A 14503-nucleotide genomic window follows, 5' to 3' on the forward strand; every position below is an offset into this window, starting at 1 on the left:
GGTGCCGGCACAAGCCGCCAAACCGTGTCGTTTTCACCCGGAGCATTGTTTTATTTCACCAAGGGCTGTACTGGCTGGACTTGCGCGCCCTATTTCCTGCCCCGAAAACACGTAACGGCGCGGTTTTAGCGTATTTTGCACTTCTAAGCCTGCTATTCTATGAAAATCTTCAAATCCGCCGACCTGATTCGTAAGAGCAAGTACATCAGCCGCGACCTGAGCTGGCTACGCTTTAATTATCGGGTGCTCGACCAGGCCCGCGACACCAGCCGCTCGCTGTTCGACCGGCTGCGCTTTATGGCTATTACCAGCTCCAACCTCGACGAGTTTTTCATGATTCGCGTCGGCTCGCTTTATAACTACATCGACTACGGCAAGGAGCGGGTGGACTACTCCGGGCTGCGCGAAATGCCCTTTCGGCGCAAGCTGCTCGATTTTGCCCACCGGTTCGTGAATGACCAGTCGATGACGTATTTGAACGATTTGAAGCCGCAGTTCGAAAAGAACGGCTTTAATGTGCTGGCCCTGAGTGAGCTGACCGAAGTGGAGTTGAAGAAGGCCGACGGCTACTTCAAGAACACCGTGTTTCCGCTGCTCACGCCCATGGTGTACGATTCCTACCACGGCTTCCCGCTGATGATGAACCAGATGCTCATCTTCGGGGTGGTAACGCGCACGGGCTCCGGCGACATTGAGATGGAGAAGGGGCAGGAGCGGCTTACGTTCGTGCAGATTCCGCAGAACCTGTCGCGCTTTTTCGAACTCACGCGGCGCGACAAGGTGCTGTTCGTGCCCATCGAGGAAATTGTGCGGGCCAACCTGCCCAAGCTGTTCCGCAACGTGGAAATCCTGTCGGCCGACCTGTTTCGCATCACCCGCAACGGCGACTTTACGCTGGAGGAATCGGACGATATTGACGCCAATTTTATCAAAGAAATTCAGGTGGGCCTCAAAACCCGCAAGAAGGGCCGGGTGGTGCGCCTGGAGGTAGAGCCCAACGCAGCCGCTTTCCTGATGCAGGTGCTGCGCGAACGGTGGAATATCGACAACGGCAATGTGTTTGTCATCAACTCGTTGATTGACATGAAGGGCCTGCTCCAGATTCTCAAGCACCCTAATTTCCGGGGCAAGGGGTTCAAGCAGCCCGCGCCGGTGCCGCCCCTCACGCTGCCTGAAACGGTGGAGGAAAACCTGTTCGACTACCTCAAGCACCAGGATGTGCTGCTGCACCACCCCTACAACAGCATCGACCCGGTGGTGCGGCTGCTGGAGCAGGCCGCCGAAGACCCGCACGTGCTGGGCATCAAGCAAACCATTTACCGCCTCGCCGACGACTCACGCGTGACGGCCGCATTGCTAAAGGCGGCCGAGAACGGCAAGCACGTATCGGTGCTGTTCGAGGTAAAGGCGCGCTTCGATGAGGAGCGTAACATCCGGGAGGGGGCGCGGCTCGAAAAGGCCGGCTGCTTCGTGATTTATGGGGTCAGCAAGTTCAAGACCCACACCAAAATGCTCATGATTATTCGCCGTGAAGGCGAGAAAGTGACGCGCTATGTGCACCTGGGCACTGGCAACTACAACGAGCAGACCTCGCGCATCTATACCGATGTAAGCCTGCTGACCACCGACGAAGTGTACGGCCACGACGTGTCGGAATTCTTCAACGTGATAACCGGCCACAGCCAGCCCGACGAGTATGAATACCTGATTACGGCCCCCAAAGACATGCGCCAGCAACTGGTGTGCCTGATTCGGGAGGAAGTAAAGAACGCCAAAAAAGGCCTGCCCAGCGGCATCGTGATGAAGATGAACTCGCTGGAAGACAAGGAGATGATTGACGAGTTTTACAAGGCCAGCAAGGCCGGCGTGCCCATCCGGTTTATTGTGCGGGGTATTTGCTGCCTGCGGCCGGGCCGGGCGGGCCTGAGCGAGAATATTGAGGTGCGCAGCATTGTGGGCGACTACCTGGAGCACGCCCGGCTGTTCTATTTCCACCAGGCCGGCAAGCCCCGCTTGTACGCTGGCTCCGCCGATATGATGGTGCGCTCCTTCGAGCGGCGGCTGGAGGCGCTGTTTCTGCTGGCCAACCCCCAGATCAAGCGCGAGGCCATCAACATCCTTTACTACAACCTGCTCGACAACCAGAACACCTACGTAATGCGCGAAGACGGCGCCTACGTGCGCCGCACGCCGCAGGAAGACGAGCCCATTTCCAACCTGCACAAGGAGTTTTACAGCCGGAACTTCACCATTATGCCCGAGGAGGCACTCTACGACGACTGGCTTTCGGTGGCCAATATCCGGGCCTCTTCCGAGGATGCCAATGCCCAGCCCAAGGAGGCGGTAGTAGTGGTTACCTCCGAAATGCTGCCGCCTGCAACCGGCGAAACCGAGCCGGAAGCCTCACTTCCCCAGAAAGAGGTTCCGATGAGTGCCAACGTCGACTACGATGCGCAGGAAGAAGCCGACTTGGCGTAGCAGTGACTGCGTGAGCCGGCCGGTTGGTCGTTCGGAACAACTTTTAACGCAAGCAAAAGCCCCTGTCGCCAATAAGAGCGACAGGGGCTTTTCGGTAAAAGAGAATTTCGTAGAAAAAGTGGTTATCAACCACCGTTACTCTGTTTCGGTGGGGCGGCTCTGAATGGTGGTGGTGGGGCCGCCGGGGCGGTGGTCGTCGCGGGCGCGGAACTCCTCGAAGTGCTCCTCGAATAGCGTCTGTAACATACCGTCTTTAAGGCCGATATCGGGCACGAACATGTGCTGGGCATCGGCCCACTCCATGGCCGAAAGGTAGATGTGGCCGGCCGGTACAATCACGTCGGCGCGGTCGGGGTTGAGCAGCGCCACGTTCACGCGCTCGTCCATGCTCATGTTGGTGATGCGCTCCAGCAGTTCGGCAATGCGCTGGCGGGGCACGGGCTTGTCGAGGGTGGTGCCGGCCTGGGCCATGCTGTAAATTTTGTTGATGTTGCCGCCCGTGCCGATGGCCCGCGTGACGTGGTAGCGGCGGGCATTTTCGCGTACCCAGTCTTCCATGCGCTGCCAGGTTTCGCGCATGGCCTCAGTGCTCAGGCCGGCTTCTTCCTGCTGCATACGCCGGATACTGCCCACCTCAAACGACTGCGAAGCCACTTTGCGACGGTTGTGGTAGATGTTGAACTCGGTGCTGCCTCCGCCCACATCAATGTGCAGGTAGTGCTTGTTGTCTTCGAGCAGGTGCTCGATTACGCGGTTGATGTAAAGCGCTTCGGCCTGGCCGTCAATCACGTTCACGAGCATGCCCAGCTCCCGCTCGATGCGGGCCGCCACTTCGGGGCCGTTGCTGGCGGTGCGCATGGCCGAGGTGGCGCAGATGAGGTAATGGTTGGGGGCCACGTCGTGCACCTCCATCAGCAGGCGCAGCGCGTGCAGAAACTTGATGAACTTGGCCTGCTTGGCTTCTGAAATCCGGCCGGTGGCAAACACGTCTTCACCCAGCCGCAGGGGGTAGCGAATGTACTCGACCCGCTTCAGCCGGTACCGGTCTTCGTGGTGGAGTACGGCCGAAATCTGGCAGCGCACGGCGTTCGACCCAATATCAATGGCGGCTAACTTAAGGAGAGGAAAGTGCATAGGCAAATATAAGGGGGCATTCAGCTAACCCAACTTAGGGCGGGCGGTGTAGGGGCGGGGCTTAGCTTCGCTGTCCTGCGGTTGTCCCCGCCCGCCGTTAGCAAGTGCTTTGCGGGACTTCGAAACAGCTATTTACTGCATTGTTCTGACGGCGGGCGGGGGCAAGTCCCGCCCCTACACCGCCCTTTGTAACAACTAGCAACCGCTACTTGTCAATCCGGAAGCCCAGGCCGAACTGGAGCAAATTGTTTTCCACCGATTTCTGGTAGGACACCGAGAAGGCAAACTGGTCGGATACGGGGGCCAGGTACACGCCCGCGCCGTAGCCCTGGTGCCAGCCGCCGGGCGAAGCGCCATTTAGGTACACCCGGCCCCGGTCGTAGAAACCGAACGCGCCGTAGGAGAAGGGTAGGAAACCGTTTTTGCTCCGGCCCAGCGCCAGGCGCAGCTCAGTGTTGAGGTAAAGGCTGGCGTCGCCGCTGAAACGGTTGCGGTAGTAGCCGCGCAGCCCTTCGCGCAGGCCCAGGCTAGTGAACTTGTAGAACGGAATGTCGTCGTTGTTGCCGTAGTTCCGGGCGCCGCCGCCCTTCACCACCAGCGTTACCGGGATGAGTAGCCGGGCCGTGCCGTAGTACTGAGCAAAACCCTGCGTGAGCCCGAAATTGCCTTGTTTGCCGTTGAGCTGATGATAGGAATCGTGCTGCACCAATAGGCGTACCCCGCGCCGGGCGAAGTTGGGCCGGTCGCGCAAATCGAGGTCGAGCAGCGCGTTCAGGCCCACCAGGCGCTGGAAGCTGGTGTTGATGATGGGGTCGGGAACGGGGGCATCGGGGCGGAACGGGTAGGTGCCCAGGTAACTGTCGGCGGCAAAATCGTTGTTGTAGTACTCGTAGCTGGGGCCCACGCGCAGTACGCTCCGCTGGAAGAACGTGCGCTCCAGAAAGCCGTTGAGGACGATGCCCTTGTAGCGGGCCCGGTAAAACCGGTCGTCGTAGCGGTCCTGGTCGAGGCCGGTGTTGTTGCCCAGGCCGAAGAAGTTATAGAACGGAAAGTAGCTGCCGTAGCTGAACGAGGCCCCGGCATCGACCTTGCCGATAGCGTAGCGGTGGCGGGTGCTGGCCGTGAACTGGCGCTGGCCGCCGGTGCTGCCCTCCAGCAGGAAATCGTAGCGGTTTTTGTAGCCGGGCTTGCGGAAGCCCTGGCGCAGAAACGACACGCCCGCGCTGGCCGCAAAACCGTCGTTGCGGTTATAGCCTAGCCCAATGGTGGGCCGGTACGAGTCGAATTCAAACTGCTCCCGGTCATAAGCATTCACGCCGGGGCGGGTCGAGGTGCGGTTGTCGGCCTCGGCGCTCAGTTGCAGGTCGGTGTCGGGCACGTCGTACACTTTGGTAAGCGTGCGCAGGCCGCGCACCCGCGAGTCGTCGGTTATCCGGTCCTTGCCCGCCCCGCCGACGATGCGCACCAGAATACTGCTTTTAGCCTCGCCAGTTACCGTGAATATGTCGTGGCCGTCGAGTCCGTACAGCACTATTTCCTCTGTTTCTCTGGGCTGAAACGTCCGGTCGAACAGGGCCGGGCCGTTGGGCGCATCGCCCTCACTGGCGCGGTCGAACAGCTGCACCCGCACCGTGCCGTCGGCCAGGCGGTTCACCCGGAATACCTCGCCCTTGTTGGAGCCGACCACATCGACGCGCTGGGCCAGCAGCAGATAGTAGCGGTCAAGGGCCTGAGGCAGCTGCTGAATCCGGGATTTGAGCTTGCGGTTGAGGTCGTCGGCCGACAGGCTTTTGAGCTCGGGTGGCAGCGTGGCCGTGGCTTCATCAACAGTGGCCGGCGTAATGCTGGCCTGCAGGTACTGCGCAATTTCCTGCCACTGCTGGCGGTTCAGGCTTTGCAGCAGAAACCGGTCAAGGTGGCGGGCGGGCCAGTTCAGGCTCTTCATGTCGCCAAACTCGCCCTGAAAATCCTCGATGCTGGGCAGCGCCCACTCGCGGTTAGCCAGATAGCTCAGCGTGCCGTTCCAAAGCGTAAAGGCCTGGTCCCGGTCGCGCGGAATAGGTTTGTAGAGGGTTTTCTTGCCGTCCTCATACGCTGCCCACTTCCAGTTATCCTCGTGCTTGCCGAAATCGGCCACCAGCATATCGAAGGCCCGGGCCCGGCCCAGCGCCACGGCATCCACGCGGTTGTCGTTGTCTTTGTACAACTGCCGGAAAAAGCTGAACGAGCGGCGGATGTTGTTGGCCCCGGCGAAACCCGGTAGGTTGGGTTTGGGATCCTGAGGGCGGTCTTCGAGGGTGCCTAGCAGGCCGGCATAATCGGTGCGGTAGGGGCCGAGCTGCTGATTATCGGGCAGCACAAACAGCCGGGGCCGGGCATGCAGAATATCGGTTTTATCGAGCAGTGAGCTGATAACCAACGCCGAGTAGGGTGGGCCGTGGGCGTAATGTCGCGCAGCACATCGGCGGCAAACGAGCGGCGCAGCTCGGGCGGCAGAATCTTGGTTACGTCCTTATCAACCGACCGGAATACGTACTCCGACGAGTCGGCGGCAATCAGCTTGAGCGAAGTCGTCTGGCGCCCGCCGCCCCGCCCAAAGGGCTGTAATCCTCCCAGCTCGGTACCCAGGTCAAGCGTGCGCACCTGCACAGGCTGGGTCCAGGAGGTGCGGTAGCCCGGCCCCAGCCAGAACCGTGACGAGCGGGTGCCGGCATATTGCGCTCCGGCTGGCAGCGTCTGCACGGGCACAAACAGCCCGTCGGGCTTCACATCGGCTACCCCCTTCGGGGCTGAGGGGCACTCCGGAATAAAGCTGTTCACGGGTACGCCCGGCAAGCGGGGCTCCTGGCAGGCGCTCTGGAACAAGGTGCCTGTGTACGCTTCGCGCACAGGACTAGCGTCTGCATTACCCGCAGAGGCTGCGGATGCCGAACGGGGTCCGGTCTTCTCAAGGTCTTTATCAAACGTGAAAAAGGTGGTTTTTACCGTGCCATCGGCGTAGTAGTCAAGCTCCGAAAATCCCTGCTCGGCTGCATTAAATACGGAGCCAGCGTTGCCGGCCACGTACCGGGCTTCGGCAAACGAGCCCGCCACCAGGTGGTAGCTGCCCTGCTGCGCCGTGAGCTGGAGGCTGTAGTCGTGGGCGGCGGCGTACACCGCGCCGGGGTGGTCGCGCAGGGTGTTGAGCATTTCGCGCTGGAACTGCTGGTAGCCCGGGTTGGCGAGGTCGCGGGGAGTGCCCACGTTCTGGTGGTAAGCCGCGCTCAAGGCCCCCACTACCGGGGGCCACAGGTATCGGCCGAGCGGCAGATGCCCGCCATACTCGCCGTTGCTGACGACGGGCTGGTGGCCCACCAGCAGCACGTTGCGGTCCTTGGTCTCGTCGAGTACTTCTTGTAGCTGCTCGCGAAACTCTTCCTGGGTTAGCGTCGAGCAGTCGGTATCCGGGGCTTCGGGCTTGTTGTAAGGGTGGGTAAACCAGGGCGAGTTGAGGGCCACCAGCCGCACCAGCGGCGCTATATCCACGATATATGGGCCGGGGCAGCCTTTTTCAGGAATGAAAGTGTGCTTGCCGTTTTGCTCCTCAATATATTTTTCGAGCCGCTGCACTCGTTTCAGGCCGTCTGGTCCCGAGTTGGCCCAGTCCTGGTCGCCGGGCACAAAGTAGATTTTGCCATTGGGCAAGCCTCGTACCAACCCCAACAGCGCGTCAATCCGCGCCGTCTGACCGGTGCGGCTGGAGTCCTCCTTGTTGCCTAGGCCCTCCTGGCCCACCACATCACCCAGATGCACAACCGTAAACGGGCCGGTTTGCTGCTCCAACACGCGGCGCAACGCGCTGAGGTGGCGGGCCGGCAGGGTAGGGCCGGCCGTGTTGCCCAGCAGAAAGACCTTGTGGGCCGGCTGCGTTTGAGCAAAAACCGACAGGGAAGCGGTCAGGCCAAAGCCCGTTAGCAGCGTACAGACGTAACGAAATACCATAGCAGGAGGAATGTGGTTTTTCGTTTACGTGCCGTCCTGGATTCCGATTTAATCCGGCTTTAATTTTATGCCTGCCACACGCTTTATATTTCTCGCTGCCTACATAGTACGGCTACCTGCACCAGCAGCGCCAGCGCGCACGGCAGCAGCACCCATTTTACCTCGCTTCGCAGCACCCGGGCACCCCATTCGCCCAGGAAGTTTTTTATGCCAATAGGTGATACCGCAATCGGCCGGAAACTGAAAAAGTGTCGCTGGGTATCAAAGGGGCCGAAGAAAGCCACGCCCAACCCTCCGGTAGTCATGGCATCGAGCACGCCGTGCGAGGCAGTGGCCAGAAAAAGCAACATCCACAGCCGCCCACGCGGCGGCGCGCTGGCCCGGCCACCTGCCAGTAGCGCCAGTGCGCTGGCTACCACCGCGGCCGCCACCAGCGAGTGGCTCAGGCCCCGATGTCCCCACAGGCTGTCATAAGCAATATGCAGCCTGAAGCCAACCACATCGGCGTCGGGTAGGAAGGCGCAGGCGGTGGCCAGCAGCCAGTAGGGCCAATAACGCCGCTCCGGCAGCAACAACTTAGCCAGTGTGGCCCCTAGTACGCAATGCCCCACAACAGAAGCCATAAAACCGAAGAAGAGGCTAAGTAGCAGGACTTGGCGGTCGGCAGTCCGAACCTACTCAACCAGCAGCTTTTGGGTGGCCAGCCCCTCGGGGGTAGGCAGCGTAACCAGGTAAAGGCCCGGGGAGGCCGGCAAAGCTAGCTCGGTCAGGCGGGCGGCCAGCGGCTGCCGGCTCACCACTTGCCCCAGCATCGTGCGAACGGTTACCTCGGCACCGGTGGCGGGCTGCCCGGCCAGCGTAAGGGTAGCACGGCGCTGAGCCGGGTTGGGAGCCAGTGTAAAGGCAGCGGCCTGGCGGGCGCTGCCCAGAGCCGTAACCACCTGGCCCACCGTAAATTCGTGCTTCACTACAGTGCCCTCGTAGGCTACTTCGAACCGCCAGTTGCCGGGTACAGCCGTTGCTGGCATTTTGAGTGGCCAGTACCAGTAGGAGGCGGCGTAGTGAGCGGCTGTTGAGCTATGATTCCAAGTGGAAAAAACCGTGTTATCGGGCCGGTAAACGGTGTAGGTGCTGGCTTGCCCCTGGCGCTGGTCGTGGTAATAGGCCGCGAAATAGGCCGTTTCGCCGGCCGTCAGGTTGTTGCTGAGGTTGGTTTGGTCGGGTTTGGGGCAGGCCTCGAATACAGGTGCCTGATGGTGCGTGAGGACGGCATTAACCGTTGGTTCGAAATAGGGCTTTTGTGCCGCCCAGGAGCTGGTTGCCGGTCCGCAGGGCCCGGCATAGGGGTCCACTACCTTGCCCTGCGCATCATGCAGCTCGAAGTGCAGATGCGGACCGGTAGAGCTGCCCGAACTGCCCACTGTGCCCAGTACTTCGCCCGCAGCAACGGTTGCGCCAAGCTGCTTGCCGGTCACCGACCCGGTTTTCATGTGGCCATACCAGGTCACCGACCCATCGGTATGGCGCAGGTACACCGCGTTCCAGTTGGCATTAGACAGGGCGCAGTTAAGGTCGAAGTTACCGTCGTAGCGGCCGATGATGACGCCGGGAGCCGCCGCCGTAATCTGCGCCTGGCCGCTTTCCATCATGTTCTGGTCGAAGGGCCAGAGGAAAATATCGGTGCCGGCGTGGTTGTAGTTACCCGAGTCGTAGGTGCGGGTATTGCAATTCCAATCCTGGTGTTTCCCGATTGCCGGGTTGTGGTCGACGAAGTTGGATACCCCGTAGATACTGTTGTACTTGAAGCCGGCTGCCTGACGTAGCGGCCAATCGAGCAGAACAGCGGCTGCGGGCCGGGCGGGCTCGGCAGGCAAAATTCCCTGGCGGATGAGTTGGCGCACGTTGCGGGCCAGCATACTATCAATTTCAACCCGCTGCTCGCCCGAAAGGCAAATACCGGTTGGCGGCGAATAGCCACCTCCGCCCTCCGGCGTATTGCTTTGGCCCAGAGCCGAGCCCAAGCCCAGGCCCAGGCCCACAATGGGTATCAACGAGAGGAATAAACGTTTCTGCATGGCCCAGGCAACAAGGTAAAATAGGGTGTTTTTAGGGTGCTAAATTATATATTTTATATAAAATATTGATCTTAAAGATGCTTTTATTTATAGTTGCTTCTATAGGGACCAGTTCGAATCAGGGTCGACTTTGTGGCTAAGCATCTGCCAACTCCTGCCGCAGCAACTGCGCCACGCGGGGCAGGCCCGTGGTGGCAGGCTCGGTGATAAAGTGCAGCTGCGGGCGGTGCGCAACCGGCGGCCGGCCCGGGTCGATGACGTAAATGGGTGCGATACGGCGCACGTAATCGACCAGGCCCGCCGCCGGATACACCTGCAGCGAAGTGCCCACTACCAGTAGCGCGTCGGCAGCTTCTACTTCTGCCATGGCTACCTCCATTAAGGGCACGGCCTCGCCAAACCACACGATGTTGGGCCGCAACTGGTAGCCCTGCTCACAGTTCTCGCCCAGCTCAATCCGGTCGGTGTGCATCGGATACACCAGCTCCTCGTGGCGCGAGCTGCGGCTTTCGAATAGCTTGCCGTGCAGGTGAAGCACGCTGGTCGAGCCGGCCCGCTCGTGCAAATCGTCCACGTTCTGGGTAATCACTACTACCTCAAACTGGTCTTCCAGCCCGGCCAAAACCAGGTGGCCCGCGTTGGGTTGGGCGGCGCGGGCGGCATCACGGCGCTGGTTGTAGAACTCCAGCACCAGCGCCGGGTTCTTCGCCCAGCCCTCGGGCGTGGCTACGTCCTCAATGCGGTGGTTTTCCCAGAGTCCATCGGAGGCCCGAAACGTGTCCAGTCCACTTTCGGCCGAAATGCCGGCGCCGGTTAAGGCTACAATCTTCTTCATAGTGCAGGTTGATTCAATTGAAGATAAAAGGACTGGCCTTCGTCGGTATGCCAGCCTGAACGACCTCCCCGAATCACTCGAACCGGCCCAGTTCGGTGTTCCGGAACGTCCATTCGGGCGTGCCCACGCGCTCCTGCTGTGGGTCGAGGTAAAACCAGGCCCCCAGGCCGGAGTCGTCGTAGAGGTTGGTGAGCACATGCATCTGCTGGGCCGGCATGTAGCTTTGGGCCAGCAGCACCACGCGGCGGCCGGTAGCAGGCTGCTCGGCCACATCGAGCACCAGCACGGCGTGGCCCGGCGAGCCACCCCGGATGAGCACGTCGCCGGCCTGCACCTGGGCCAGCGGCGTGGGCTGCAGCTCCTTGCTCAGCGAGAGGGTGCCGGCGTAGGTGAAAATCTGGTCGAGGTAGCGGCGGAAGTTGGCGTGGCTGGGCGCCTCGGCGTGCCGGGCGGCGGGTAGCACAGCGTCGCCCTGCACCCTGAATCCGCGGCCCGAATACCAGTCCCGGAAGCCAATATCGTCGCCGCTGGTAAGGTGGAAATGAACCTGGTCGGGGTTTTGGCTGAACAGGTACTCGGCCCGCAGCCGGATAACGGCGTCGGCGCACTGCTGCAGGTCGCGCTGTCCCACATCCATGTCGAGCACGGCCGCGTGCACGTCCTGGCGGTCTTTGGGCTGGCCGTTGTAGAGCTTCACGGGCGTGCCGGCCGGCAGCAGCGGCAGGTAGCGCAGCCACTGCCCAAACGAGCCGGCCGCTACCGCCATCCGCTTATAGCCGGCCGGCGGCGCAAACCGGGCCACCACCGTCTGGCTGGCCCGGTAGCGGCCAGTCGGCAGCCAGGCGTACACACCGGGGGCAGGCGGAACAAGGGGCGCTGGCGCATCGGCCACGGCTACAAGTGGCTGCTCGGCCGGCAGCCCGCCAGCCACCGAATCGGTGCCGGGGCTGGTGCAGCTCAGCAGTAAAGGCAACAGCAACAAAGGGCTTGCTCGCAAGGTGCAGGATTTGGGGAGGTGAAAAACGGAAACGCACCCGCAGATTAGTTATTTGACAGCTCAACCACAAAAAAAGCTCCGGCCAGTTACGGCCGGAGCTTTGCAGAAGTGCGGTTTTGCTTGAAGCGCCGCCCGGAAAAAGTACTTCACTTCCAAGCCTATTCCGCCTTTTTGGTGGGCTTTTTCGCTGCCGGTTTCTTGGCCGCCGTAGTGCCGGTGGCCTTCTTGGCCGGGGTCTTTTTCTTGGCGGCGGGTTTCTTGGCGGCCGGTTTCTTCTTGGCCGGCGTGTCCGTTTTTTCCTCCGCCGAAGGCGCCGCTTTCTTGGCGAAGCGGCCGCCGCGGGCGGGCTTGTCGGGGGTGGCTTCGGCCAGTTCCAAGCAGCGCTCCAGCGTCAGCTCGGTGGGCTCCTCGCCCTTCGGAATCTTCACGTTCTTCTTGCCCGCCACAATGTAGGGTCCGAAGCGGCCATTGAGCACCTGCACGTCGGGGTTTTCGGGGAAAGCCTTGATGAGCCGCTCGGCGTCGGCCTTGCGCTTGGCTTCAATCAGCTCCACCGCCTCTTCGCCCGTGATGGTGTGCGGGTCCTGGTCTTTGCGTAGCGAGTAAAACTTACTGTCGTGGCGGACATAGGGACCGAAGCGGCCGAGGGCGGCCGTCATGCTCTTTTCCTCGAATTCGCCCACCACCCGCGGCAGCCGGAACAGGTCCAGCGCCTCCTCAATAGTCAGGTTCTCAATAAACTGGCCTTTGCGCAGGCTGGCATACACCGGTTTTTCGTCTTCGGGCGCTCCTTCCAACGGCTCAATCTGCACATAAGGTCCGTAGCGGCCGAGGCGGGCGGTCAGCTTCTGCCCCGTTTCGGGGTGCAGGCCGATTTCGCGGGTGCTGCCCAGCGTGCTGCGCTCAATCTCCTCGCCCTTCTCCACCGTTTTATGGAACGGGGTATAAAAGCCGCTCAGCATGTCGGTCCAGTTGTCGAGCCCGTCGGCAATCCGGTCGAACTCGTCCTCTACCTTGGCCGTGAACTGGAAATCGACAATGGCCGGAAAGTGCTCCACCAGAAAGTCGGTAACCACCATGGCCACGTCGGTCGGGAACAGCTTGGCTTTGTCGGCCCCGTAGTTCTCGGTTTTTACTTCCGTTTTCACCTGCTCTCCCTCCAGCGTCAGCACATGAAACTTGCGCTCCTTGCCCTCGCGCGAGTCCTTCTCCACGTAGCCGCGCTTCTGAATGGTGCTGATGGTCGGAGCGTAAGTCGAAGGCCGTCCGATGCCCATTTCCTCCAGTTTCTTCACCAGCGAGGCTTCCGTGAAGCGGGCCGCCGGCGAGGCGTATCGCTCGGTAGCGCGCAGCTGCTGTAGCGGCAGCTGCTGGCCCACGCTCAGCGGCGGCAGCCCCCGCGAAAACGACGATTCGGCTGGTTCTTCGCTGTCCTGCTCTTCGTCGTCCTTGCTTTCGGCATAGGCCTTCAGGAAGCCCTCGAACGTGATAACCTCACCGCTGGCCGTCATCGTGATGCCCGGCTGGGTACTGATGCCAATAGTGGCCACGGTGCGCTCAATCACGGCATCGGCCATCTGCGAGGCCATGGCCCGCTTACGAATCAGGTCGTAGAGGCGCTGCTCCTGCGAGTCGGCGCCGGCCTTGAGCAGCGTGAAGTCGGTGGGGCGGATGGCTTCGTGCGCCTCCTGAGCCGAGGCCGACTTGGTTTTGAAGTGGCGCGTGTGGGCATACTCGGCCCCATAGGCGTCGGTAATAGCCGCTTTGGCAGCTACAATGGCGTCTTCCGACAGATTGAGCGAGTCGGTACGCATGTAGCTGATGCGGCCGGCCTCGTAGAGCTTCTGGGCCACGCTCATGGTCTGAGCTACTGAAAAGCCCAGCTTACGCGAGGCTTCCTGCTGCAGCGTGGAGGTGGTAAAGGGCGGCGCAGGCGTACGCTTGCCGGGTTTTTGCTCCAGGTTCCGGATAGCATACTCAGCGCCCACACAGCGGGCCAGGAAATCTTCGGCCTCCTGGCGGGTTTTGTAGCGGGTGGGCAGCTCGGCTTCGAGCACGGCCCCCCGGCCGGCATCGAAACGAGCTACTATCCGGTAAGCCGAAGTCACCGTAAAGCCGCTAATTTCCCGCTCGCGGTCTACCACTAGCCGCACGGCCACGCTCTGTACCCGGCCCGCCGAGAGGCCGGCCTTCACTTTCTTCCACAGTACCGGGCTCAGTTCGAAGCCCACCAGCCGGTCGAGCACCCGCCGGGCCTGCTGGGCATTCACCAGGTTCAGGTCGATTTCGCGCGGATTCTCAATGGCTTTGAGAATGGCCGTCTTGGTAATTTCGCGGAACACGATGCGCCGCGTCTTCTCGCTATTCAGGTTCAGCGTTTCGGCCAGGTGCCAACTGATGGCCTCACCTTCGCGGTCATCGTCACTGGCCAGCCACACAATTTCGGCTTCCTTTGCCAGTTTCTTCAACTGGCTGATAATGTCGCGTTTATCGGTTGATACGACATAGGTAGGTTTGAAGCCGTTGGCAATATCAATAGCGTTGTTGTCCTTGGGCAAGTCGCGGACGTGCCCGAAGGATGAGCGCACAACGAAATCTTTGCCGAGGTAGCCCTCGATGGTTTTTGCTTTGGCAGGCGACTCGACGATAACTAAATTTTTGACCATAGGGTGGGGGGGACGCGGAGCGAGTATGAACTAGGAAACGGGTTGGCCCGCGCAAAAGTTGAATTTTGCCGCAAAGATGCTGCAATAATCCGCCCCCTTCCTAACGCCCTCTCAATACGCGGGTGAGCTTCCTCCTTATATAATAGGAGCAACCAGGCAAGGATGGGCCGGCAGGCCGGGTTAGGAGGTTGGTGATTAGCAGCTAAGCTCTGCCCGGCAGCTTTTGCGCACAAACATGCCGACTTTTTATGCCGGACACCGGAATCAGGCGTGGTCGATTCGGCAGTTCTGCTACCTTTGTTGGCTAAGAAATCCCATCCTGGCAGTTTTGTTTGCG

The 14503-nt window shown here is 60.9% G+C and carries 9 protein-coding genes; 1 reads left to right on the forward strand and 8 read right to left on the reverse strand.

Translation table 11 applies throughout. The features are described 5' to 3' along the window. Positions 1 to 159 precede the first annotated feature (159 nt). Positions 160 to 2478: a polyphosphate kinase 1 gene (gene ppk1 / locus J7E24_RS06905; protein WP_215136489.1), complete on the forward strand. Its 2319-nt coding sequence runs from the start codon at positions 160 to 162 to the stop codon at positions 2476 to 2478. A gap of 135 nt (positions 2479 to 2613) precedes the next feature. Here the strand turns inward: ppk1 and J7E24_RS06910 are convergent, their stop codons facing one another. The 8 genes from J7E24_RS06910 to topA form a co-directional block, all read right to left on the reverse strand. After that, a complete protein-coding gene (locus J7E24_RS06910; RefSeq protein WP_215136491.1) occupies positions 2614 to 3612 on the reverse strand; it encodes a phosphatase in 999 nt (332 codons plus the stop codon). A gap of 205 nt (positions 3613 to 3817) precedes the next feature. Then, positions 3818 to 6031 (reverse strand): hypothetical protein, encoded by a 2214-nt coding sequence (locus tag J7E24_RS06915; protein ID WP_215136493.1) that lies wholly within the window; start codon positions 6029 to 6031, stop codon positions 3818 to 3820. Further along, complete coding sequence (locus tag J7E24_RS06920; RefSeq protein ID WP_215136495.1) at positions 5914 to 7593, reverse strand: hypothetical protein; 1680 nt, start codon at positions 7591 to 7593, stop codon at positions 5914 to 5916. Before J7E24_RS06920 ends, J7E24_RS06915 begins: the two co-directional genes overlap by 118 nt. A gap of 83 nt (positions 7594 to 7676) precedes the next feature. Beyond that, positions 7677 to 8216 (reverse strand): metal-dependent hydrolase, encoded by a 540-nt coding sequence (locus J7E24_RS06925; RefSeq protein WP_215136497.1) that lies wholly within the window; start codon positions 8214 to 8216, stop codon positions 7677 to 7679. A gap of 51 nt (positions 8217 to 8267) precedes the next feature. Further along, positions 8268 to 9668 carry a peptidoglycan DD-metalloendopeptidase family protein gene (locus tag J7E24_RS06930; protein WP_215136499.1) on the reverse strand — a complete coding sequence of 467 codons (1401 nt, stop codon included), beginning with the start codon at positions 9666 to 9668 and terminating at the stop codon, positions 8268 to 8270. A gap of 136 nt (positions 9669 to 9804) precedes the next feature. Further along, complete coding sequence (locus J7E24_RS06935) at positions 9805 to 10503, reverse strand: SIR2 family NAD-dependent protein deacylase (RefSeq protein WP_215136500.1); 699 nt, start codon at positions 10501 to 10503, stop codon at positions 9805 to 9807. Positions 10504 to 10576: 73 nt separating this feature from the next. Further along, the gene (locus J7E24_RS06940) at positions 10577 to 11476 is read right to left on the reverse strand and encodes a DUF4846 domain-containing protein (RefSeq protein WP_215136503.1); all 900 of its coding nucleotides are present in this window, start codon (positions 11474 to 11476) and stop codon (positions 10577 to 10579) included. Positions 11477 to 11658: 182 nt separating this feature from the next. Then, positions 11659 to 14166, reverse strand: coding sequence for a type I DNA topoisomerase (gene topA / locus J7E24_RS06945; protein ID WP_215136504.1), 2508 nt, complete (start codon positions 14164 to 14166; stop codon positions 11659 to 11661). Positions 14167 to 14503: the final 337 nt, after the last annotated feature.

Source organism: Hymenobacter sp. ISL-91 (assembly GCF_018613725.1).
GTDB lineage: Bacteria > Bacteroidota > Bacteroidia > Cytophagales > Hymenobacteraceae > Hymenobacter.